Annotated in this window: 16 protein-coding genes; 5 read left to right on the top strand and 11 right to left on the bottom strand. The window is 40.6% G+C overall.

Translation table 11 applies throughout. The features are described from left to right. Window positions 1-9 precede the first annotated feature (9 nt). Both MKO06_RS08430 and MKO06_RS08425 read left to right on the top strand, forming a co-directional pair. Entirely contained in the window at window positions 10-1,677 is a 1,668-nt protein-coding gene (locus MKO06_RS08430) for an ABC1 kinase family protein (RefSeq protein WP_241551739.1), read from the top strand. 27 nt (window positions 1,678-1,704) lie between these two features. Next, a complete protein-coding gene (locus MKO06_RS08425) occupies window positions 1,705-3,195 on the top strand; it encodes a S10 family peptidase (protein ID WP_241551738.1) in 1,491 nt (496 codons plus the stop codon). A gap of 3 nt (window positions 3,196-3,198) precedes the next feature. Here MKO06_RS08425 and thrC read toward each other — a convergent pair whose 3' ends face one another. The 5 genes from thrC to MKO06_RS08400 form a co-directional block, all read right to left on the bottom strand. Next, on the bottom strand, window positions 3,199-4,494 hold the full coding sequence (gene thrC / locus MKO06_RS08420) for a threonine synthase (protein WP_241551737.1): 1,296 nt from the start codon (window positions 4,492-4,494) through the stop codon (window positions 3,199-3,201). Continuing rightward, on the bottom strand, window positions 4,491-5,411 hold the full coding sequence (locus MKO06_RS08415; RefSeq protein ID WP_241551736.1) for a homoserine kinase: 921 nt from the start codon (window positions 5,409-5,411) through the stop codon (window positions 4,491-4,493). Before MKO06_RS08415 ends, thrC begins: the two co-directional genes overlap by 4 nt. A gap of 2 nt (window positions 5,412-5,413) precedes the next feature. Then, window positions 5,414-7,861, bottom strand: a complete 2,448-nt coding sequence (gene thrA / locus MKO06_RS08410; RefSeq protein ID WP_241551735.1) for a bifunctional aspartate kinase/homoserine dehydrogenase I — start codon at window positions 7,859-7,861, stop codon at window positions 5,414-5,416. A 337-nt stretch (window positions 7,862-8,198) separates the two neighbouring features. Beyond that, window positions 8,199-9,662 (bottom strand): magnesium chelatase, encoded by a 1,464-nt coding sequence (locus MKO06_RS08405; RefSeq protein ID WP_241551734.1) that lies wholly within the window; start codon window positions 9,660-9,662, stop codon window positions 8,199-8,201. Between the two features lie 10 nt (window positions 9,663-9,672). Continuing rightward, the gene (locus MKO06_RS08400; protein ID WP_241551733.1) at window positions 9,673-10,803 is read right to left on the bottom strand and encodes a vWA domain-containing protein; all 1,131 of its coding nucleotides are present in this window, start codon (window positions 10,801-10,803) and stop codon (window positions 9,673-9,675) included. A 165-nt stretch (window positions 10,804-10,968) separates the two neighbouring features. On the opposite strand from MKO06_RS08400, the gene MKO06_RS08395 reads away from it, so the two are divergent. Together MKO06_RS08395 and MKO06_RS08390 are read left to right on the top strand one after the other, a co-directional pair. Continuing rightward, window positions 10,969-11,790: a phosphatase PAP2 family protein gene (locus tag MKO06_RS08395; protein ID WP_241551732.1), complete on the top strand. Its 822-nt coding sequence runs from the start codon at window positions 10,969-10,971 to the stop codon at window positions 11,788-11,790. A gap of 10 nt (window positions 11,791-11,800) precedes the next feature. Next, window positions 11,801-12,931, top strand: a complete 1,131-nt coding sequence (locus tag MKO06_RS08390; protein ID WP_241551731.1) for an endonuclease/exonuclease/phosphatase family protein — start codon at window positions 11,801-11,803, stop codon at window positions 12,929-12,931. On the opposite strand, the gene MKO06_RS08385 is transcribed toward MKO06_RS08390, so the two are convergent. From MKO06_RS08385 to MKO06_RS08375, 3 genes are all read right to left on the bottom strand, one after another. Further along, a complete protein-coding gene (locus MKO06_RS08385) occupies window positions 12,882-13,286 on the bottom strand; it encodes a response regulator (RefSeq protein WP_241551730.1) in 405 nt (134 codons plus the stop codon). The genes MKO06_RS08390 and MKO06_RS08385 overlap by 50 nt on opposite strands. Before the next feature lie 22 nt (window positions 13,287-13,308). Continuing rightward, window positions 13,309-16,239, bottom strand: a complete 2,931-nt coding sequence (locus MKO06_RS08380; RefSeq protein ID WP_241551729.1) for a PAS domain-containing protein — start codon at window positions 16,237-16,239, stop codon at window positions 13,309-13,311. Window positions 16,240-16,302: 63 nt separating this feature from the next. Further along, the gene (locus tag MKO06_RS08375; protein WP_241551728.1) at window positions 16,303-17,667 is read right to left on the bottom strand and encodes a capsule assembly Wzi family protein; all 1,365 of its coding nucleotides are present in this window, start codon (window positions 17,665-17,667) and stop codon (window positions 16,303-16,305) included. A 76-nt stretch (window positions 17,668-17,743) separates the two neighbouring features. On the opposite strand from MKO06_RS08375, the gene MKO06_RS08370 reads away from it, so the two are divergent. After that, entirely contained in the window at window positions 17,744-18,475 is a 732-nt protein-coding gene (locus MKO06_RS08370; RefSeq protein WP_241551727.1) for a tyrosine-protein phosphatase, read from the top strand. A gap of 2 nt (window positions 18,476-18,477) precedes the next feature. On the opposite strand, the gene MKO06_RS08365 is transcribed toward MKO06_RS08370, so the two are convergent. The 3 genes from MKO06_RS08365 to MKO06_RS08355 form a co-directional block, all read right to left on the bottom strand. Continuing rightward, a complete protein-coding gene (locus tag MKO06_RS08365) occupies window positions 18,478-20,670 on the bottom strand; it encodes a GumC family protein (protein ID WP_241551726.1) in 2,193 nt (730 codons plus the stop codon). A gap of 212 nt (window positions 20,671-20,882) precedes the next feature. Next, entirely contained in the window at window positions 20,883-21,659 is a 777-nt protein-coding gene (locus tag MKO06_RS08360; protein ID WP_241551725.1) for a polysaccharide biosynthesis/export family protein, read from the bottom strand. 11 nt (window positions 21,660-21,670) lie between these two features. Further along, window positions 21,671-23,638 (bottom strand): polysaccharide biosynthesis protein, encoded by a 1,968-nt coding sequence (locus tag MKO06_RS08355; protein ID WP_241551724.1) that lies wholly within the window; start codon window positions 23,636-23,638, stop codon window positions 21,671-21,673. Between the last annotated feature and the right edge of the window lies 1 nt (window position 23,639).

The following is a 23,639-nucleotide window of genomic DNA, read 5'->3' as shown; positions in this document are numbered from 1 at the left end:
TAATGATCCATGAGCAACACACCCGATAAGATCAGGAGGTATTATAAGTTCATACGTTTTATGCTGAAATACTGGAACAGCGATCTGTTTCGCAAGACCAGTTCAGTCGCACTTAATGATAATATAGAAGAAGACAGCGATCACGATTTCGACCAAAGCCCGGAAGAACTGGTTGAAGACCTGAAGGCTATGGGGCCAACCTATATCAAATTAGGACAATTGCTTTCTACCCGGCCAGACCTGTTACCAGATGCCTATCTAAATGCACTGGCCAATCTGCAGGATAATGTTTCCCCGGTGCCTTTTGAAGAGGTAAAAAAGATAGTAGAAGAAGAATTAGGCACAAGGATCTCTAAGGCTTTCCAGTGGTTCGATGAAAAACCTATGGCGAGCGCTTCAATTGGCCAGGTTCATCGCGCAGAGCTTCATTCAGGAAGGCCGGTAGCCGTAAAAGTTCAGCGGCCGGGCATTAGGAAGCAATTCCTGGAAGACCTGGAAACCCTGGATGAAATGACGCAGATGGCTGTGAAACACCTGGAAACGGCCAAAACCTATGCGATAGATGAAGTTTTTGCTGAATTAAGACGCATCCTGGTAAATGAGCTGGACTACAAAAAGGAGGCTCAAAACCTGAAAACTCTTAAAAATAATCTTCAGAATTTCGAACATCTCATCGTACCTGCGCCGGTAGATGATTACAGTGCTTCCCGTATCCTGACCATGGATTTTGTAAGTGGTAAAAAGATCACTTCCCTTTCGCCGCTGAGGCAACTGGAGAATGATTTTTCTGAACTGGTTGAAGAACTCGTTGAAGCTTACCTTCAGCAGATCATTAATGATGGATTTGCACATGCCGATCCGCATCCCGGGAACATCAAATTCACCCAGGACAATAAGATCGCGCTTATCGATCTTGGTATGATCGCCAGGTTCACACCTCACCTCCAGGAAAACCTAATTGAGCTGCTTCTAGCGATTAGCCAGAGCAATGGTGAAAAAACGGCCAAAACCTTACTGAAAATGAGCGAGCAAACCGAGGATTCCAGTCCACGGGAGTTTGCCAAAACGGTGAGCAGCGTAATCATGGAAAGTGAAAACAGCCGTGCAAAAGATCTTCAAACGGGCCGTATCTTAATTCAGTTAAACAGGCTTGCCTTAAAGACCCATATCAAATTACCGGTTGAGATCAACATCCTTGGAAAGATACTCCTGAACCTGGACCAGATCGTGGCCATGCTCGACCCGGAATTCGACCTTAGAAATGCCATCCAGAGGAATGTTCATGAGATCATGCGCAAGAAGATGCTTACCGAGCTTAAACCGGAAAACTTTTTTAGCGCGCTCATCGAGAGTAAACATTTTCTGGAAAGGATGCCTGAACGGATGAATACCATTTCAGAAAATCTTGCCAATAATGATTTTAAATTAAAAATAGATGCGATCGATGAGAAACGAGTTACAGATGGTTTCCAGAAAGTAGCCAACAGGATCACGCTCGGGCTGATCATAGCTGCTATGATCATAGGAGCTTCCATGCTCATGCAAATACCTTCAGATTTTACTATTTTTGGCTACCCGGGTCTGGCGATGCTATTCTTTCTACTGGCCGCAGCAGGTGCTATCATATTGAGCTATGTAATCATTTTCAGAGATGAAAACCTTAATAATAAAAATTAAATTCAAATACCAGAACTCCCCATCAACATGAGAAAAATTGCTTTTTTGTTCAGCTTTTGTCTTTTTATCAGTTTCACAGTAAATGCACAAAAAGTTGAAATTCCCCTCGACACTTCAGTAACTACACAGCATTCGGTAAGTATAAATGGAAAATCCTTTGATTACTCTGCCGAAACAGGTATGCTCCCTTTATGGAATGAGGCCGGTGAACCGGAGGCCAGCCTTTTCTATACCTATTACACCAGGAATGGGATCAAGAACAGGGAAAACAGACCTTTGGTAATATCCTTCAATGGCGGACCGGGTTCAGCTTCTGTTTGGATGCATATCGCCTATACAGGACCAAGAGTGCTTAAAATAGATGACGAAGGATTTCCTGTTCAGCCTTACGGCATAAAGGAAAATCCGCATTCCATCCTGGATGTTGCAGATATCGTTTACGTAAATCCAGTGAATACAGGTTATTCAAGGCCTATTCCTGATAAAGATGGAAAAGTAGACCGGGAACGCTTCTTTGGCGTAGAGGCCGATATCGAGTACCTGGCAGAATGGCTGAATACATTCGTTACCCGGAAAGGACGCTGGCTATCTCCTAAATACCTTATTGGAGAAAGCTACGGAACCACAAGAGTTTCCGGCCTGGCGCTGGAACTACAGAACAGCCAGTGGATGTACCTGAATGGAGTGATACTGGTTTCTCCAACAGAAATTGGCCTGGATCGCGAAGGTCCGGTAGAAGTGGCTAACAGGCTTCCCTATTTTGCTGCTGCGGCCTGGTATCACAACGCATTGCCATCTGAATTACAAAATAAGGAACTGGAAGAACTATTGCCTGAGGTTGAAAATTATGCCATCAACGAGCTGTTGCCTGTTCTGGTAAAAGGTGGCTTCATGGAAGATTCTGATAAGGAAGCCGTAGCTGAACGCATGGCCTATTACTCCGGGCTTTCAAAAAAAGTGATCCTTCAGAATAATCTTGAAGTGCCTTTTGGATATTTCTGGAAGGAACTTTTAAGGGACAAAGAAGGATATACCGTTGGAAGGCTTGATTCCAGGTATAAAGGCCTTGATGCCAAGGAGGCCGGAGAACGTCCGGATTATAATTCTGAATTGACTTCCTGGCTGCATTCCTTCACTCCGGCTATCAATCATTACCTAAGGGAAGAACTTGATTTTAAAACAGATCTGAAATATTTTATGTTCGGACCTGTTCATCCGTGGGATAGAAGCGGCAATAATACCGGTGAAAATTTAAGACAGGCCATGGCCCAGAATCCAAACCTGGATGTTTTGATCCAGTCTGGTTATTTTGACGGAGCCACCACCTATTTCAATGCCAAATACTCCATGTGGCAGCTTGACCCTAGCGGAAAAATGAAAGACCGCCTTAGCTTTAAGGGCTACCAAAGCGGTCATATGATGTACCTAAGAAGTGAAGATCTTGAAAAGGCCAATGACGACCTTCGGGAATTCATTCAAAACACCTTACCAGGAGAAGGTACTCCGGCAAAATACTAAGGTCTATTCATCTAAAAGAAATCCTTTCAGGTCTTCATAAGTTTTGATCTGAAGGGATTTTTTTTGTTTAGTCATCAGGTCTTTAATCTCTTCTGGCAGGGGAACTTTTTCTCCAATCACTTCTTCCACCGTCTCCAGGAATTTAACGGGATGAGCAGTTTCCAGGAAAACCCCTTGATATTGAGGATGATCTTTTAAAAAATCCTTTAAACCAAGGTACCCCACTGCTCCATGAGGATCCATGAGATAATCATATTCTGAAAACACTTCCTTAATGGCCTTTTTTGTTGCTTCATCATCATAGCTATAGGCTGAAAACTTATTCTTCAATTGGGAGAACTCCTGCTGAAAGATCTCCAGAACCCGAACAAAATTACTGGGGTCTCCAACATCCATCGCATTCGAAATGGTTTGAACACTTTTCCTGGATTTGTATTTCCCTGTACGCATAAAATCTACCACTGTATCATTACGATTGTTAGCAGCTACGAAATGACTCACTGGCAATCCCATCGCGTTCGCTAAAATACCAGCACAGATATTGCCAAAATTCCCGCTGGGAACAGAAAATACTGGTTTGGCATTTACCTTCAATTGCTGATAAGCCAGAAAATAATAGAACATTTGGGGCAACCACCTTGCCAGGTTGATCGAATTAGCCGAAGTGAGTTTTCGTTGAGTAGTGATGGCCTCATCTAAAAATGCTTTTTTAACCATGGCCTGGCAGTCGTCAAAAGTACCCTCTACTTCCAGGGCACTGATATTTCTACCCGGGCTCGTCAATTGCTTTTCCTGGACCTCGCTCACCTTTCCTTTTGGATAAAGAATCACCACATCTATTCCTTCTACCCCTAAAAAACCATGTGCTACCGCGCCTCCAGTATCCCCCGAAGTGGCTACAAGTACAGTGACATTCCCCAGGTTTCCTTTTTTGATAAAATATCCCAGGCAGCCTGCCATAAAGCCTGCACCTACATCCTTGAACGCCATAGTGGGACCATGAAAGAGTTCCAGTACACTTATATTTTCATTCAAGGGCACAACTGGAAAATCAAAATCAAGACTTCTTTTAATGATCTTCAGCAATTCGTCTTCAGGAATCTCTGTACCAATGTAAGGCCGTATGACCCTTAACGCGATCTCTTCCTTGTCAAGATCTGCAAGCTGATCAAAAAATGAATCTGGCAGCCTTTCAATTCTTTCCGGAAAATACAGACCCTTATCGGGAGCAAGCCCCCGTACCACCGCATTTTCGAAATCGCTGGTATGCTTCCTGTCATTTAAACTATAAAACCTCATAAAATTTTTACTCCTTCCCTATTAATTTTAGAAACATGCAGTTCGAAATCGATCCCTTTCTTGCCATAAAAGATATTGATTTCTTCTTTCAGCTTTTGGGCGTTTTCATCTCCCCTGCAAAGTGCATAAACAGCGGGGCCCGATCCAGATATTCCAAATCCAAGTGCTCCACAGTCCTGGGAGAGCAATTTTAACTCCCTGAAATACGGAATTAGAATGGACCGCACTGGTTCTACGATTTCATCTACCAGGCTTCTCCCAAGCAGATCATAATCATTGGTATACAATGCGCTAATAAAAGCTGCCAGGTTCCCCCATTGATTGATGGCCGATTTAAGACTTACCGTTTGTTTGATAATCGACCGGGAATCCCGGGTTTTGATTTCGATAAGCGGATGAAGTATGACCACTCTCAAGTCTTCAGGCACTGGTAAGGCCAGAACTTCAAGAGGACAATAACTTCTAACCAAACTAAAGCCACCCATTAAAGCGGGGGCAACATTATCGGCATGCGCATTGCCGCTGGCGAGCAATTCGCCCTTCATGGCAAAAGAAACAAGCTGGGTCTTATCGAATGGATCACCTAGTAATTTGTTCACAGCGAAAACAGCCCCTGCAGAACTGGCAGCACTGCTACCTATCCCGCTGCCGGGTTTGATCCTTTTATTAATTTCTATATCAAAACCTTGCTGAACCTCTAAATCCTTTAAAAGTGCATTTACAGCTACCCCGGCAACATTTTGATCTGCATCCAATGGTAGATCCTGTCCTGTTATTTTGGTGATCCTAGTCTTATTCAGGTCATTCTTTCGCACGATCATTTCGTCTCCCACGCTATCGAGGCAACATCCCAGAACGTCAAATCCACAGGATAGGTTGGCTACTGTTGCGGGAGCAAAAACCCTTAATTCTTCCATAATTATTTTTTTCCGGTTCTTATGATGTCGGCAAAGATCCCTGAAGCTGTTACATCGGCCCCGGCTCCTGCTCCTTTTACGATGAGAGGCTGCTCAGGATACCGATCTGTAAAGAACAATACGATATTATCGCTTCCGCTTAGTCCGAAGAACGGATGCTGAGATTCCACTTCCTGAAGACCTACTTTAGCTTTCCCGTTTTCAAGCTGTGCTACATACTTCAATTCGGCATTCTTCCCGGCGGCCTGCTGATACATTTTTTGAAAATGCGGTTCATCTGACTTCAATATTCTGAAAAATTCTTCATTATTATCAGATTTCAGACTCTCTTCAGATAAAAAATCATCCCGCTCGATATCTTCCAGTTCTAACTGGTAGCCACTTTCACGGGCCAGGATCAGGATCTTCCTGGCCACATCTACCCCGCTAAGATCAATCTTTGGATCAGGTTCTGTATAACCTTCTTTCATAGCCGTTTCAACAACATCGTAAAATGGCTGTTCGGCCTTATAATTATTGAACACGAAGTTCAAGCTACCAGACAGAACGGCCTGTATCTTCTGGATCCTGTCGCCTGAAGCTATCAAATTCTGCAAAGTATCGATAATTGGCAAACCTGCACCTACATTGGTTTCATACAAAAAGGACGCACCATATTCCCTGGCCAGGTCTTGCAGATGTTGGTAATTCTCGAATGAATCGGCACAGGCTATCTTATTACAGGTCACCACCGAAATGGAATTTGCAAGATACTGCTTGTACCAGCCAGCGATTTCAGGACTGGCCGTGTTATCAACAAACACGCTATTCCTCAGGTTGAATTGCCGTACCGAATCAAAGAAGGAAGATTTATCTGCCGGTTCTCCCTGTTCTAAAAGTTGCTTCCAGTTATCCAGGTCAATCCCATTCTCATCAAAATACATTTTTCGGGAATTGGAAAGACCCAGAACGCGGACCTTCAACCGCAGTTTATTCAACAGGTAATGCTCCTGTTTCTTCAATTGGTCCAGCAATTTACTACCTACATTCCCAACCCCTGTAATGAACAGGTTCATTTCCTTGGAAGGCACTTCGAAAAATTGTTCGTGAAGGGTATTTAGCGACTTCACCACATCCTTTTTCGCGATGACGGCAGAAATATTTCTTTCTGAAGAACCCTGGGCGATCGCCCGGATATTGATATTATTATTTCCGAGTGCACTGAACATCTTCCCGCTCAAACCATGGTGACTCTTCATTCGGTCGCCAACCAGGGCAATGATCGCTACATCCCCCTCGATCTCTACTGGTTTGATCTTCTTATTTTGAATCTCCACCTCAAAAGCGGCATCCAGCGCTTCCTTGGCCTGGTCAGCCTCATCATCCTTAACGGCCACGCAAATGCTATGTTCTGAAGAAGCCTGGGTGATCAAAACCACGTTGATATGCTCGAGGAACAATACTTCGAAAAATCGCTTGGAAAAGCCTGGAATTCCAACCATTCCGCTTCCTTCCATGTTCAATAACTTGATTGAATCTATATGGGTAATCCCTGTAACCCAGCGAAAATTCTTTTTACTGCTTTTAGAGATCAAAGTTCCTGGTTCATCAGGTTCAAAGGTGTTCTTGATATGAATTTCGATATTCTTATCAACCAGTGGCTGAAGCGTTGGGGGGTACAAAACCTTAGCACCAAAATGGGACAATTCCATGGCCTCTTCATAAGAGATCTCTTTTAGAGAATAGGCCTGCGGAACCATAGTTGGATTGGCGGTAAACATTCCGTTTACATCAGTATAGATATAAACTTTTTCCAAATTAAGTGCCCCGCCTATGATCGCAGCTGTAAAATCTGAACCTCCACGACCTAAAGTTGAAGGTACTCCCTGGTCATTCTTGGCAATGAAACCAGGAAAGATATATAGTTCTGCTTCATTCTGTTTAAAGAAACCTGCAAGGTTTGCGTGCGTTTTATCGTAATTCACCTGAACTTTCTCGTTTTGATTCTTACAAACAATAAGCTCCCTGGAATCGGCCAGCAAACAATCGGTGCCAATACTTTTGAAGTAAGAAGTTATGATCATTGAACTTAAGATCTCTCCAAAACTCGAAATCACGTGCAGGGTTTTATCAGACAATTCATTGAGCAGAAAAACCCCTTCATAAAGTGTTTCCAGTCGATTAAACTCAGTTTTGACCTGGCTTAAGATCCCGCTTTGTTCATTTATTGGAATCAAGGTCCGAACGGCATCGAGATGCCTGGTTTCATTTTTTTCAAGGATCTCTTTATAGGTAAGATCTGAATTTGCCGCCAGATCGGCCATTAACAAAAGGTCATTGGTAACGCCACCAAAGGCTGATAATACCGTGATCACGGAGTCTTCCTTAAGATATGATTGAACTGTTTTAGCGACCAGCCTTATGCGATCTGGTGTAGAAAGGGATGAACCTCCAAATTTCAGGATATACATGATTGAATGCAGTTATAAATTAGTAAGAAGTAAATTGAAAAATATACAGGTGTGCGGACGGAAATTATATAACTAGAACCCCAAAAGGGGTAATACCTGTAATCATGGTCATACCAATAATCAAGATCCCTGAAAAAGATCTTTCGGAATAATTATGAATATTTGAATGAGGTATGGTCACTTTCTTGTTTCGTGTTGAGTAAAGTTATTCAAATAAAATTACTGGAAAAACATTTTAAACAATTGTAGATCAGTTTTTTCATATTCATAATTTACCGAATAAAAAAGCCCGATAATTGAAATTATCGGGCTTTTTTTTAAGAATCTTCAATTGAAATTAAAGTCCGCTAATGTAACTTCCGTAAAGATCCTTGAATTGCATTCCTTTGGCAAAACGGTGTTTGCTCAATTTTTTATGCTCAACAAGAGCCCATAGCAGGAACTCCTTCATAAAATATCGATCTTCTTTGGGCGTATCTGGTTGATACTTATCAATAAGTTTATCAAGTGGTTCAACAGAATCCAGCTTTTCACGGTATTCCTTATCCGGAAGGTCATCTGGTAATTCAAAACCAGAACCGTCAAAGAACCATTCTACCAGTTCATCATAAGGAGTCGTCTCATCTGGTCTCTTTAACTTTTCAATTTTAGGGAAATAATTAGGGAACAGACTTTTCACCGCATCCCCAATTAATTGGAGGGCTACTGCTGCAGCTCCCTCCTGTTCTCCTTCGTATACCAATTCAACCTTACCCGTAATACTCGGAATTACTCCCAGAAAATCTCCAAATCTAAGTGTAGTGGATTCTTCGCCATTTTTGATACTGCGTCTTTCGGCAGTGCTCAGCAGGTTTTCAAAAGCCGTGATGCTCATACGGGCACTCACACCACTTTTGTGGTCAATAAATTCGCTATCCCTGGCTTCAAAACTTATCTGCTCCAGAAGATCCCTTGCTGGTTCAGGCACATATACCAACTCTTTCTGCCTTTCATCCAGCTGGGCTTCCTGAGCCGTTATGATCTTGGCAATTTCGATGCTTTCAGGATAATGTGTAAGTATTTGTGAGCCTATCCTGTCCTTTAAAGGCGTTACAATACTACCCCTGTTTGTATAATCTTCAGGGTTTGCTGTAAATACGAATTGCATATCCAGTGGAAGCCTAAGTTTAAATCCCCTAATTTGTATGTCTCCTTCCTGGAGAATATTGAATAGCGCTACCTGGATCCTGGCCTGAAGATCTGGCAATTCGTTGATCACAAAAATACTTCGATTGGCCCTTGGGATCATCCCGAAATGCAGCACCCTTTCATCGGCATAACTAAGCTTGAGGTTCGCAGCCTTGATAGGGTCTACATCACCTATAAGATCGGCTACGGTCACATCTGGGGTTGCCAGTTTTTCGAAAAATCGCTCATCCCGGTGAACCCAGGAAATTGGAGTTTGGTCTCCTTTGGTATTTATCAGGTCTCGGGCATACCGGCTAATGGGGTTAAATGGATCGTCGTTGATCTCTGAACCCTCTACAATAGGCATCCATTCGTCCAGAAGACCTACCATAAGCCTGGCAAGCCTGGTCTTTGCCTGACCACGAAGCCCTAGAAAGTTAATATTGTGCCTGGAAAGAATAGCTCGTTCCAGTTCAGGAATCACACTGTATTGATACCCGTGGATCCCACTGAAGGCCTCCTCATTATTCTTTATTTTAAGTTTCAGGTTCTCCCTAAGTTCATCTTTGATACTTCGGCTCTTGTAACCTGATTTCTTTAATTCTCCAAAAGTTTTGATCGTGTCTTTATTCATATTCTTTTTCTTAGCCTCTAATTCTTTTTTTACGGTTGATCTCGTAATCTTCAAAGATCATTTCTCCCAGGCCTTTTAAGCCGGTATAAAATGCCTTGCCCTGGTTTGCCATCGTAAATTCCTGAACAAACCTCGTTAAATAGGGATCCTGTGCGATCATGAACGTGGTTATGGGAATACGAAGTTTCCTCGCCTGCCTCGCCATATTGTAGCACTTATCCAGGATATAAGGATCCAGCCCCATACTATTCTTATAATATTCCCCATTCCGCTGGCGAATACAACTGGGCTTTCCATCGGTGATCATGAAGATCTGTTTATTAGTATTTCGCTTGCGTCTCAATAAGTCCATAGCCAGTTCCAGACCCGCTACGGTATTGGTATGGTAAGGTCCTACTTTTAGATATGGAAGCTCGGCTATCGAGATTGGCCATGCATCATCACCGAAGACCAGGATATCCAGCGTGTCTTTTGGATAACGGGTGGTGATTAGCTCAGACAAAGCCATGGCTACTTTTTTAGCCGGAGTGATTCGATCTTCGCCGTACAGGATCATACTGTGACTTATGTCGATCATCAGTACCGTACTCATTTGGGATTTATAATGCGTCTCCTCTACTACGAGGTCATCTTCAGACATATGAAAATCTCCAATCCCATGATTTATCTGGGCATTCCTGAGACTTTCGGTCATGGATATTCGGCTCAATGAATCTCCGAATTGGTATTCCCGGAAATCGCCTGTATGCTCATCCCCGGTTCCTATCCGGTTGGTTCGATGGTTTCCGGCATTCCCTTTCTTAAGTTTTCCGAAGATCTGTTCCAGGGCATGTTTTCGAATCGCTCTTTCGGTTTTGGCAGTTATTGACATCCCACCCATACCATCCGAATCAATTTCTTCCTTAATAAAACCTTTTTTCTTGAGGTCCTCTACGAAATCATCCAGGGTATAATCCTCTGTGGTGAGCTTATATTCCTCATCTAATTGCTTCATCCAGTCCAAAGCCTCATCCAGATCACCCGAAGTATGGGTGATGATCTCCTTGAAAATCTCAAAAAGTTTATCAAAAGCTGACTGTTCCGGCTCATCGAACTGGTTGAATACAAACCCTCTTATTTCTCTTTCAGCATTCTTCTTCATATCCTTAAAATTAATTCTTTTTACACAGAATGCGAAAGCAGCGCTTCTAAACACAAACTAAACTTATGTTAATTCCAGTTCAGAAAGAGAAACTGGCATATTGTTATTCTTTTCTTAATTGGTCTTGGTTTTATTCAGGATAATTAAATATTTGAAAAAAAATAAATGAAGAAATTCCTACTTTTTCTAATAATCGCCCTGACCGTGAATAGCCTCATATCACAGGAAAATCAGTCACCTTATTCCACAAATTTATTGGGAGACGGTGCCTGGATAGTTGGTGGAGTTGGATTAAATGTTCTGGGTGTAATTTCCATTCAGAACAAACCAGACTTATCCCAGGAAGATCTCGCTTCGCTTGATAGAAATGATATCTGGAAAATAAACAGAGGGGCTGCCGGCAATTTTTCAAAAAATGCCGATGAGCTTAGCTATATCCCATTTTACGGAAGTTTCGCCACCCCCCTATTATTTCTATTAGGAGAAGACGAGCGAAACAATTTTGGTCAGATTTCGGTTTTATTCATAGAAACCATGGCTACAACTGGAGCTGCATTTACCCTAACCGCCGGAAATGTGGAAAAAAGTCGGCCTCTTGTTTATAATGAAGATCTTCCAATGGAAGATCGAATCAATTCTGATGCTCAACGATCCTTTTTTGCGGGGCACACTGCAGCTACAGCTGCCGCTACCTTTTTTACCGCTAAGGTATTTAATGACTACCATCCCGATTCTCCTGCAAGACCATTTGTATGGGCAGGAGCGGTCGCAGTCCCGGCATACGTGGGTTACCTGAGAACAAAAGCTGGTAAACATTTCCTAACAGATAACATTATTGGTTTCGGGATTGGAGCAGCATGTGGAATTTTAATTCCCGAAATTCATAAAAAAGGCAACGAAAATTTAGATATTTACCCAACAGTAAGTAATAATATTTTAGGAACCGGAATCGACTCCAAAGGAATAGCATTATCCTACGAGTTTTAAAATGAATTAAATGAACACAGGAGAAATAATCGTTCTCTTTTTTTCAGTATTGATGTGTATCCCTACTTTGGCCTCCATAACGAGGTTTGATCAATGGTGGATAAGAGGGTTTGATTTTCCACGTATACAGATCAGTTTTTTGATTTGTGTTGTAATCATTGCATCATTCATCGTTTACGATCTTGACGAAACCTGGCACTGGATATCCATTGGCATCCTTTTTCTAAGTCTCGTTTACCAGTTAGTAAAAATATATCCATACACCTGGTTTTCCAGAAAACAGGTTTTGAAATTCAATGGAACTGATCCAAATGGCACCATTTCGCTCCTGGTAAGCAACGTACTTACACCCAATAAAAATTACGATAAATTAATAGGCCTCGTAAACAAGAGAGAACCAGACATCGTTCTAACTCTTGAAAGCGATAAAACCTGGGAAAAAGAACTGGAAGTCCTTGAAAAGGATTACGAATACACTGTGAAGATCCCTCAGGACAATTTATATGGAATGCATTTGTATTCGAAGTTGAAACTGGAAGAGATCAATGTAAGCTACCTGGTTCAGGAAGATATTCCCTCCATTCACGCCTATGTCATTCTGCGAAACGGTAAAAAGATAAGACTCCACTGTCTTCATCCAATGCCACCCAGCCCTACTGAAAGTGATACTTCAACCAACAGGGATGCCGAGCTCTTGATGTTGGGAAGAGATATAGATGTTGAAAAACAAACGACTCTGGTCATTGGAGATCTTAATGATGTGGCGTGGTCACGTACAACCAAATTGTTTCTGAAATTAAGCGGTATGATGGACCCCAGAATTGGAAGAGGATTTTTTAACACCTTCCATGCCGACTATTCTCTATTAAGATGGCCGTTAGACCATGTGTTTCACAGCAAGGATTTCACTCTACTGGATATCGCCAGAGAGAGCAATATAGGATCAGACCATTTCCCGATGTATATAAAGCTCAATCATGAACCTACGGCCGAAGTCGTGAATGAAGATACAGAGCAGGCAGATCATGAGGAAGAAGAATGGGCTGAAGAAAAAATCCAGAACGCAGATCCTCTTCAGCAAAAGATCCCATTCAGTTTTCCTGAAAATAGTCAGCTAAAACGGAGATTCCTTTCAATTTAGCACAGTGTCTGGCTGAAACAGGCTTCTCGATGAAATCCACTACCAGGTCGTTATTGGCAGCCTGTCTTTTATCTTTTCGATCAATCGAAGAAGTGACCATCACCACGTGGCACTGGTATTTGGCTTCCAGTTTTTCCAGTTCTTCCAGAAATTTCCAACCGTTCATTGAAGGCATGTTGATATCCAGCATAATGAGGTAGCGACCTTCATCTTCAAGGTCTTCCCTTAGAAAACACAGGGCTTCTTCCGGTTTTTTAAAAACTCTTGGATCTGAATCCAGGCCAGATTTACTAACAATTTTGTGCTGTAAAAAACTTACAATAGGGTCATCGTCGATAATTAAAGTACGTAACATTATAGGTCTGTTTAGGGTCGATTTATAATTCTTTTTCGGTTTCTATTGATATCTTTCGGATGATGGCATCAAGTTCCTGAGCAGAAATTAAAATATTATTCAACAAATCATCCACATTGTCCATGTTATCCCTGTAATGGATAAGAAGGTCTACAAGCCCCATTACCTTTGCCAGCGGGGCTCTTACTACGTGAGATTGTGTCCAGGCTATTTCCTTTAGCCTTTTGTTGTGGTTTTTTATTGCAATAAGATGTTGTTTTCGTTCAGTAATATCCTGCATGGAACCTATAATCCTTTTTGGCTTGTTGTTATCATCGGTAAGGAGGTAACTCCTATCCAAAATATATTTATAAGAACCATTGGCACAACGAACCCTGTATTCGGTACTCAATTGTCTTAAGCCATCCTTTCGCATCTTACTGGCAAGTCTTTTTACTTCCTCCCTGTCTTCAGGATGAATTTTATCATCCCACCAGGCACCTTTATTTCCAATTTCTTCCCTGGAATATCCCAGCATCTTAGAAGCAGCTTTATTCACTTCAACCACATCATTTTCAAGGTCATGATCTGTAATGATATCACTGGTTGCCTTCGAAACGATATCATAGCGTTTCAGACTTTGTTTTACTTTTTTTTCCTGAACTATGAATTCTGTGATATCCCGGGAATTTAAAACAATACCACCCACTGCCGGATCGTGGTTAAGATCGGTAACTATAGTTTCGATCCATCGCCAGCCTTTATCGTTGAGTTTTATCCTGTAGGAAGGCAATTGAAGCCTTTTGTTTTGTTGTAACTTTTGAAGAGTTAGCTTTAGTTTTTGAAGATCCTCCTGATGGACGTAATCCAGAAAATTAGTTGTATTCAACTCTTCTGAATTCTTTCCGAATACCATGAAGGAAGCCGGACTGTTGTAAAGAAATTTGAAGTCTCCGTCTACGATCGAAATAAGGTCTGATCCCTCCTGAACCAATGACCTGAACCTTTGCTCACTGTAAAGCAATTTCTTTTCGGCCAGAACCATGGCCGTAATATCGGTTACATGTGATACGCGAGATCTGCGACCATCAAATAGCAAGGGGCTACTTTTAACCGCAACATATAACCTCTGCCCGTCTTTTGTTAAATGCTGTGTCTCCACCTTAAAAAGCACTTCCCTGTTTTGGTCTACAAGTTTATTTAACCTGGTCTCCTGCCCTGGAACCCACAAATCTCTAACCGTCATAGACTTGAACTCCTGCTCAGAGTAGCCATACAGTTTCACCGCGGCCTTATTTACGCTAAGGAATTTAAGGTTTTGTCTATCCAGCACCCACATTGGTAATGGACTATTTTCGAATAGTTTCCTGTAATTCTCCTCTGAAATTTCAAGATCTCTCTGTATTTGTTTTCGCTGAAGAATTTGAGCCGTCAATTTCGCATTTACCTCCTTTATAGGAGTGATATCAGTTCCAAAGGCATAAACTACATTTTCATCCTCGAAAAAACGGGAAAACCGCCAGGATACCCAAAGATATATTCCATCTTTTCTTTTACAACGTATTTCAAATTCCGAATCGTCAACAGAAAGACCTTTAATGGCCGAGTTAACCTTCTCAAGATCATCTGGGTGGATGAATTCAATAAATGGAATACTGAGCAATTCTCTTTGGGAATATCCAAATTTATTCTCGAAAGACGGGTTGGTTAGCTTTATGAAGTTATCCGTCCCGAGAACGGCAATCAGGTTTAGAGAATATTTAAAAAAGTCATTAAACTGATCCTGACTCCTTTTATTCATTATGGCAGCAGCTATCTGAAGGGAAACACCTTCCATAAGATCCAGCTTTATTTCCTTCGATACATTTTTTGATCCCAGGAAAATAAATGCAATTTGTTTGCCTTTAAATAAAATAGGAAAACCTACTCCAGTTTTCAGTTGCTCCCCTGCATACTCGCTAAGCTCAACTAATTCCCTGTCTACTTTGCTATAGACCTTTGCCGAATCCAGATCCCAAAACCGGGACTGGTAAGCTGGCTCGTTCTCTTTCGTTTTCCAGTCAGAAAATCTAATTTTACTTTCTTTAAAGACCGCAAGTTTTATGAATTTATCCTGGCCCAGATTAGCTTTGTAGGCTTCAGCATAATCAAAATCGAGCTCCTTGCAAAGAAGGCTAATCACTACACCAAGGGCTTCAGCAAGATTTTCACTTTCAGCAAAAGACTTTATGATTTCCAGAACAAGTTCCTGTTTTTTTTGGTGATTAAAACTACTGGTAATGTCTCTTGCAATCCCAACTAGGCCACTTATTTCATCATTAGTGTCCCTAAGGGGGACCTTTGTGAGAAGAACCCTTTCTTCCTTTCCCTGTTTACTTATTACAATATCCGGCCTATTGATAACCGGTAAACCAGATTCCATGACCCTTTCATTATCTGCCACTATCTTTTCAGCCTTTTCAGTTTCCAGGTAATCATAGGGGGTATATCCCAGCTCCTCTGTTTCCTTTCCTAAAATATTCTGATGAAATTTTCTATTGGTAAGAATTGATTTATGATTTCGATCTTTCACGAAGATGTAATCGGGAATATTATCGATGATTGCCCTTAACATTTTTCGTTCCTTATAAACGGTTTTATCTAAAACCGAGGCATGTTCTATTGCAATTACCAAACGGGAATAATTCATATTTTCATCAGGTACCGGTGTAATATGAAATTGAATAGTTTTGCTATTATACAGGTAATCGAAAATTTGGATACGCCCACTTAGCGCCGTAACCAGCTTTTGATAAAGACAAGGCCTTTCTAAATCGGGAAAAAATGAAATAAAACAAGAAGAGGTGGAGATCTCACGGAAAATGCTCGTAAAAAAGTTGCCGGCCTCTTCATTAAAGGCAATTACCTTTAATTCAGTGTCCAGGCTAATCACCGGATGTACCGGTAAATGCGAAGCAGGGGTCTCTTCGTTCAAAATGATAGGTTATAGTCTGATTTGGTTGCAGGTCAAATTACAAAAAAATCAGCAGTACCCATGCTAAAAAATCGTTTTGCTGAAATTTAGCCCAACTCCGAAATTAGAGTTCTCATTTAGATTAAGATCGGCGCCGAATTGCGCCTTAAGCTGATAATCTGAATCTATCAGGTTAAGTTCTAAAAGAGTGGAAAAAATTTCTTCTTTCTCTTGAAAAAAGGAATCCTTCCTTCCTAAGTTTTGTCTATAACTAAGAAGAAACCTATATGGGTATCTTTCCACTATTTCACCGCTCATCCCCAGGTGATGAACAGCAGTGATGTTGGTCCCTATTCTAAAGCGATTATCATTCAAAAGAATAAAGGGCACCCCTATAACCTGATTCTGATAGGTCCAGCCAGAACGATACAGATTATTATTAAAATAGTTGTCGGCACCATCTACCTCAGAGCTTTGTCTTGTTCTACTTTGATTTTTAGTATAGTAAAATTCATACATGAAGGCCTTTAACCAAGGGACGCCCCAGAATGAATCCCGATTATCCTCAAAATAAATAGCATATCTCCCATCTGGAAAATTTCCCATTTTCATCCCTGAACCATCTTCAAAAATGCTGTTATACAGTATCGTAAAATCTATATCTTGAATCTTGGAGCTTAACTTGATCTCATAACTTCCGAGCTGATTTCCCAGGGCGTTAACCTCCTGGCCATCTCCTACATCATTCTCACTGGGTCTTGAAAAGAAAATCCTTAAATAATCATCGAAAGAATTGGGAAGCTTACCAAATTCTTCAGAAATCCCTGCCCATTGAACAAAATGATAGCCACCAATAGAAATTTCAAAATCGCCCTGGCTGCGGTAAACCAGTTTACCGAATTTATGATGTAAACGAGTGTTTTCTATATACCGCTCATCATTCAGAAGATATTCTTCAAGGCCAGCCATAAAACCGATTCCGTGATCTTCGGCGAACAGAAAGACAGGCTTTCTTGTGAAAATTTGAATTCCTGGAATTGCAGGGCTATTTAAAGACCATAAAATGTTTTCATTAGTTGCACTCAGGCCCTTAAATAGAACTTCCTTATGCTTTTTCCCGAGGATAACTTCCAGCTTGCTAGAATTGATGGAAACATAGGCCTCATCCAACCTTATTCCTTCTTCGTATCCGTCTTTATACATAAGACTCAGGCCAAAATCAGCTTGAATACCACTGGGATCTTCAAGCAGGTAATTTGTTCGGAAAAGACCATACAGATGGGATTTTTCATCTAAACGTCCCAGGGTATTAGAATGCATCCAGAAGGGTGATTCTTCACCTGTAAACAACTGACCCTGCCCTTCAAATTCTGATTGAAAAAAAGACTGGCCTTTTGTACTGAAAGAAATAAAAAGGACTAGTAATAATGTAAGTTTGAGTATCCTCATGGATTTTTGCTGGAGCAATGCAAATATTACTAATTAGAAATTAAATTATGTAATTTTGAAGCCTAAATTAATAAGGATGTTTTCGATTTTCAGTAAAAAGAATTATCTGGCAGATCTACTGGGAGGATTTATCGATTTTCACAATCATATCCTTCCTGGAATTGATGACGGCGCCCAAAATATCGAAGACTCTCTTCAATTAATCGAGGAGTTTAAAAATATTGGAATTCATACAATAGTTGCTAGCCCGCACGTAATGGGTGACTTCTACCCTAACAGCAAGACTCAGATCCGTGAAGCCCTGAATAAGGTTAAACACAAGATCCAGGATAATTTTGATATTAGTGCAGCCGCGGAGTATATGATGGATCAGAATTTTCTCGATTTATTAAAGGCTGACGAAATCCTGGCGGTTCATGGAGAACATATTCTGGTAGAAATGTCTTATTTCCAGCAGCCGATCAACCTGTTCGAGGTGTTGTTTAGTATTCAAAATCGTGCATACATCCCTATACTGGCTCATCCAGAGCGATATACTTACCTCCACGAGCGAAACCTGGAGCGATATCGGGACCTGAAGACCAGGGGATGCAAATTTCAAATAAATATGCTATCACTTTCGGGGCATTATGGTGAAGGAGTTCAGAAAACCGCTTATAAACTTCTAGAAAATGATTTAATAGATTTCATCTGCACCGATGCCCATAAAGTAGATCACGTCCTGAAAATTAAACAAATCAAGATTGGGAAGAAGCATTTAGCTACAATCCAGAAAGTTATTGAAAACAATTTAGATTTATTCAGTTAGGCTTAACTAAACAATCTTCTCTTTATCCGTTTCCACCTGGTTTCCTTTTCAACACCATATCCATAACCATATCCATAAGAATAACCATACTGAGCTCCATACGAAAACTTGGAATAGTCTACATCGTTAAGAATGGCAGCTACATTTTTCAGTTTCCCTTGTTTTTTCAAGTCTTTTGGAAATTCCAGCAGGTTCTTTTCGGTAAAATCTGCTCGAACTACATATAAGGTATAATCGGCTAACTGACTGATCAGCAAAGTATCGGTTACGATCATGGTTGGAGCTGTATCGACGATTAGATAGTCGTATTGCGATTTACAACCATTTATCAATTTTTCCATCCGGTCATTCATCAATAATTCAGCGGGATTAGGAGGAATAGGACCTGAAAGGACTACATCTACTGGAATTCCTTCGTCTACGGTTTTGGAAATAACGTCATTGGTGGTTACTTCATAATCGTATAAAAAGTCGGATAATCCTTTTTCCTGTGCTCCCTCTGTTGTACTAGTATACCTGTGTAATTTCGGATTACGAATGTCAGCTCCGATGAGCAAAACAGACTTCCCCGTACTAGCAAGAGTTCGTGCGAGGTTATAGGAAATAAAGGTCTTCCCTTCCCCCTTAACCGTAGAAGTAACATATATAACATTACCTTTTTGTCTCTCTTTATTCTGAATCAAATAAGCTAAGTTAGTTCTCAAAATCCTGAATGACTCCGCTAATGGAGATCGGTCGTTTTGATGAATAACGTCGGTCTGATCTGCTCCAATCCTAGGCACCTCCCCAACAAAAGGAATGACCTTAAGAAGAGGTGCAAGATCACCTTTATGATGTACTTTGGTATCTAAAAAGTTCTTTACAAAAATTATTAACAATGGGATAAGTAGGCCTATTACAAATCCTCCTACGAGAATAAGCCAGGGTTTGGGATCTACTGGAGTATTATTGGTGAATGCTTTATCTATTACACGAGCTACAGATGCCGTTGCAGCGAAAGAGATGGCAGCCTCTTCTCTTCTTTGCAGTAAGAAAAGGTACAGTTGTTCCTTGATTTGCTGTTGTCTCTCAATACTTCTCATCCCCTTCTCCAGGCCGGGGAAATTACTAAACCTCCCCTGTGCAATATCTTCCCTTTGATTTAACTCCTGTAGCCTTACTCTAATTGATCTTCTAGTGCTTTGAATATTATCATAGATATTCTCTCTAAGCTGATCAAGTTGATTGGATATGTTTTCAACAACAGGATTCCTGGTGGTGGAGTTCTTCAAATAGGTATTTCGCTCTATGACCAAGGTATTATAGGTATTCGTAAGACCTGAAATACCTCCTTCGGTAACCCCCACATCCGGAAGAAGCTCATAATTTCCTTGCTCTCTTAACAGCTCTTCGACAGATTTTAAAAGTTCTAATTGTGTTTCTAAGTTAAATATTTCCTGTTCAGCCTGAGAAAACTTTGATTGAAATTCGGAAGCACCTGATTCAATACTCATCAACTGGTTTTCACGCTTAAAATCAGCGATCCCAACTTCTACCGAATCCAGTTCAGTTGTAATTCTTTCTAATCTTTCCTGAATAAACCGGGTTGTATTCTCAGCTACCTCCTGCTTATCTTCCACACCTTCTTCATTAAACCTTAACATCAGGTGATTTAGAAAGTCCTCTGATTTCTGGCTTACAGGATCTACCATGCCTAATGACAGTATATCCTTTGCCTGGCCTTTTGGTGATATAGTTAAACTTTGAATGTAGTAATTGGCCACTTCCCTAACCGGCAATAATCGTATGTGAACTGTACTGGTTTTTTTAAAGCTACCTTCCTGTCCTCCCCCACGAGGGAGTATGCTAAACTTTATTCCGTCAAGTTCAATGATTTCACCTATTTCGTGAATGTTAGAATACTCCTTACTTTCTTCTTCAAGACGAAACGATGTATCGGAAACTGGTGTAATGAATAAATTTGCATTTATTGAATTAACAATCGAATCAGGACTGATAAATTCTATTAAAATCGGACTGGATTTATATGCTTCCACTGTTATAACATTCCCCTCTATGAAATAGGAAATGTTTAAGTTAAGGTCCTCAACAACCGATTCAACTAGTTGCTTTGACTTTAGTTTTTCTATATGACTTTGTAGGTCATCATTTTCTAGTGAAAGGATGGATCCACCTCCAGAGGGTAAAGCGCTCATGACATTCTTTTCGCCCTCGTCAACAATTAACATTGTTGCCTGAGTCCAGTATTTTGGTATGGTATATCTGTTATATAAATATGCGATAACTCCCCCCAAGATAAAGCCTAATAATAACCATTTCCAATAAGCGATATATTTATATATCTCCGCTTTTAAATCAAAATTTGATTCATTCCTTTCTTCTGAAAAGTCGTTTAATTCTTCCAAAATTAAAGGCTGTTAATTAATAAATAAAGACTGATAATGGTTGTTCCTAAAGATATAATTCCCTGATAGCTTGTAAAGAAACCAGCTGATTTGACTGCACGGTAACTGGGCTCAACATACACTATATCGTTTTGTTTTAAATAATAATATGGACTTGAAAAGAGATCGGTTTCCGTCATATCAATCTGACCCACACTTTTAACTCCATTTTCCTCCCGGATAATCATTATGTTCTCACGTTTCCCGTCATAACTAATGTCTCCTACCATGGCAATCAGCTCTGGCATGGTAACCCTTCCATCCGTAATTTGAACTCTCCCAGGGCTATTGACTTCTCCTAAAACAGTCACACTAAAATTTACGATCCTAACATCCACAATAGGATCTGTTACATATTCTTGAATTTCCCTTTCAAGAGCAACTTGCACTTCCCCCCGGCTAAGACCTTTTACCTTAACCTTTCCCAAGACAGGAAAATTTATAAATCCATCGGGACCAACCAGGTAACCAGTAAGAGATAGGTTCTGCCCTCCACCGGCACCACCTCCTCCCTGTCCTGATTGGGATGGCATTTGGAATGGCTTTACAATCTCGTCAGTGACTGACGAAGAGGATACGTTTATTCGCAAAACATCATTAGGTTCGATTACAGGTTCATAATCAAGTAGATTTTCCGTTCCTGCCAGTTGCTTTGCACCATGAAAATAAACGATCTCATCCTTGGTAGCACAACTATTAAAAAGAAAACTGGCAAAAAGCAGAAATAAAAATTTCTTCATAAATAAGTAGGTTAATCTCTATTGAGTTCAGGAGCGTTATCTAAACGTTCGTAGAGTGAATTATTGCTTTTAAATTCGGGGATAAGATCTTTCAGTTTAGCGACCACTTTATCATTCTTCAGCTTATCGGCCGATTTTATAATCTTCTCGATCTTTTCATTTACAACCTCATAATTGCGAACTACATCCTGACCTATCATAATCTTTTTATGATGAGTTGGGAGGGTTTTACATTCATCATTCAGCAGTTCTTCATAAAGCTTTTCTCCGGGACGTAAACCGGTAATTCTAACTTTTATATGCTTATTAGGCTGATATCCGGCAAGTTTAATCATTTTTATAGCCAAATCCATAATTTTAACCGGCTCTCCCATATCAAATACAAATATTTCACCTCCCTTACCCATGGCTCCCGCTTCTAAAACAAGCTGACAGGCCTCGGGAATGGTCATAAAATATCGGATGATATCCGGATGAGTGATGGTTACGGGACCACCCTTTTCTATCTGTTCTTTGAATAATGGAACAACAGATCCATTGGAGCCCAGAACATTACCAAACCTGGTAGTAATGAACTTAGTATTACCCCAACCCTGTTTTACCTGTTCATGATACAAAGACTGCACATACATTTCTGCAGAACGTTTAGAAGCCCCCATAACATTAGTTGGATTTACAGCCTTATCTGTCGAAACCATCACGAAATGTCCAACACCATATTTAACAGCCAGATCTGCCAGGTTCTTTGTTCCTTTAATATTTACAAATATGGCCTCATGAGGGTTATTCTCCATCAACGGAACATGCTTGTAAGCCGCTGCATGATAAACTACGTCTATCTGCCTGTTTTTGAACATCCTTTCCAGCCTCATTTGATTACTCACGTCACATATAATCGCCTCGAAATCCAGATCCTGAAATTTAGATTCGATCTCTAATTGTAGATTATGAAGGGGAGTTTCGGCCTGATCCAGTAAAATCAAATGCTTTGGATTATATTCAGCAACCTGCCTTACAATTTCACTACCAATTGAGCCTGCAGCACCGGTTACTAGAATAGTTTTTCCGGTAAGCTGGTCTATCTTGTTCTGTACTTCCAGCTGTATAGGATCTCTTTCAAGAAGGTCTTCAATTTGAAGAGTCTTGATCTCACTTCCCAAGGGTTGATCTTCTTTCCAGGAAGATACCAGGGGTGCATTGTAAACAGCTATATCATTTTCCAGGCAGTCCTCAACAATTTTAAATTTCTCTTCAGGTGTGAAGGCATTTTCAGAAAAGATAATGGCATTTGCACCAAGCGATTTCACCTCTTTATGAATCCTTTCAGTATGCTGTAAAACAGGTTTATCTAAGATACGAAGACTTTTATGAGAATTTTGAGTTAGAAAACCTACAATCTTAAACCGCCTCGGATGCTCAATATCCAGTGCCCCGGCAATGGAAATAGCATTTTCGTCTACACCTATGATAACTGCGTTAATTAATGAATCTTGCTTTTGAATAATCTTAAAATATTCATACACCTGTTTTACTCCTAATCTGAAAAGAAATAAAAGCGAGAAAGAAATCCACAGGTTAATGAGTAATCCGCCTATAAGAAAAATCTTTTCGCCGAAAACAAGTTCTACTAGAAAATTTAAAACTAAAAGTGCAAAGAAGGAACTTATGGTCGCTAAAAGCAATTTTAGTGCATCAATATTACTGGAGTACCGAATAATCCCGGCATAGGTTTTAAAAACATAGAAAAAAACAATATTTACCGCAAGTATCAATATCGTTTTTTCAACAAAGCTCAATAACTGATACTGAAAACTTGAGAGATCCAATAAGATCAATATGGTTAAAACAGTAGATACAGCTACCAAACCAATATCGATCAATAGCACAACCCACCGAGGGAGGTATTTGATATTTCGGATATCGAGGGAATTATCGGGGCCAGTAAGAATTTTTTTCAGGGCGATGTGAAATTTCCCCATA

The sequence above is a fragment of the Christiangramia oceanisediminis genome (assembly GCF_022570735.2).
Classification (GTDB): domain Bacteria; phylum Bacteroidota; class Bacteroidia; order Flavobacteriales; family Flavobacteriaceae; genus Christiangramia; species Christiangramia oceanisediminis.
The sequence above is the reverse complement of the archived record's forward strand: the minus strand, read 5'-3'. Positions and strand labels throughout refer to the sequence as shown.

Excerpts from the sequence above, each read along its gene's own strand:
- thrC (WP_241551737.1), bottom strand. The coding sequence starts at position 4,494 with ATGAGGTTTTATAGTTTAAATGACAGGAAGCATACCAGCGATTTCGAA.
- MKO06_RS08425 (WP_241551738.1), top strand. The coding sequence starts at position 1,705 with ATGAGAAAAATTGCTTTTTTGTTCAGCTTTTGTCTTTTTATCAGTTTC.
- MKO06_RS08370 (WP_241551727.1), top strand. The coding sequence starts at position 17,744 with ATGTTTTCGATTTTCAGTAAAAAGAATTATCTGGCAGATCTACTGGGA.
- MKO06_RS08415 (WP_241551736.1), bottom strand. The coding sequence starts at position 5,411 with ATGGAAGAATTAAGGGTTTTTGCTCCCGCAACAGTAGCCAACCTATCC.
- MKO06_RS08355 (WP_241551724.1), bottom strand. The coding sequence starts at position 23,638 with ATGGGGAAATTTCACATCGCCCTGAAAAAAATTCTTACTGGCCCCGAT.
- MKO06_RS08430 (WP_241551739.1), top strand. The coding sequence starts at position 10 with ATGAGCAACACACCCGATAAGATCAGGAGGTATTATAAGTTCATACGT.
- MKO06_RS08375 (WP_241551728.1), bottom strand. The coding sequence starts at position 17,667 with ATGAGGATACTCAAACTTACATTATTACTAGTCCTTTTTATTTCTTTC.
- MKO06_RS08405 (WP_241551734.1), bottom strand. The coding sequence starts at position 9,662 with ATGAATAAAGACACGATCAAAACTTTTGGAGAATTAAAGAAATCAGGT.
- MKO06_RS08390 (WP_241551731.1), top strand. The coding sequence starts at position 11,801 with ATGAACACAGGAGAAATAATCGTTCTCTTTTTTTCAGTATTGATGTGT.
- MKO06_RS08365 (WP_241551726.1), bottom strand. The coding sequence starts at position 20,670 with ATGAGCGCTTTACCCTCTGGAGGTGGATCCATCCTTTCACTAGAAAAT.
- MKO06_RS08395 (WP_241551732.1), top strand. The coding sequence starts at position 10,969 with ATGAAGAAATTCCTACTTTTTCTAATAATCGCCCTGACCGTGAATAGC.
- MKO06_RS08400 (WP_241551733.1), bottom strand. The coding sequence starts at position 10,803 with ATGAAGAAGAATGCTGAAAGAGAAATAAGAGGGTTTGTATTCAACCAG.
- thrA (WP_241551735.1), bottom strand. The coding sequence starts at position 7,861 with ATGTATATCCTGAAATTTGGAGGTTCATCCCTTTCTACACCAGATCGC.
- MKO06_RS08385 (WP_241551730.1), bottom strand. The coding sequence starts at position 13,286 with ATGTTACGTACTTTAATTATCGACGATGACCCTATTGTAAGTTTTTTA.
- MKO06_RS08360 (WP_241551725.1), bottom strand. The coding sequence starts at position 21,659 with ATGAAGAAATTTTTATTTCTGCTTTTTGCCAGTTTTCTTTTTAATAGT.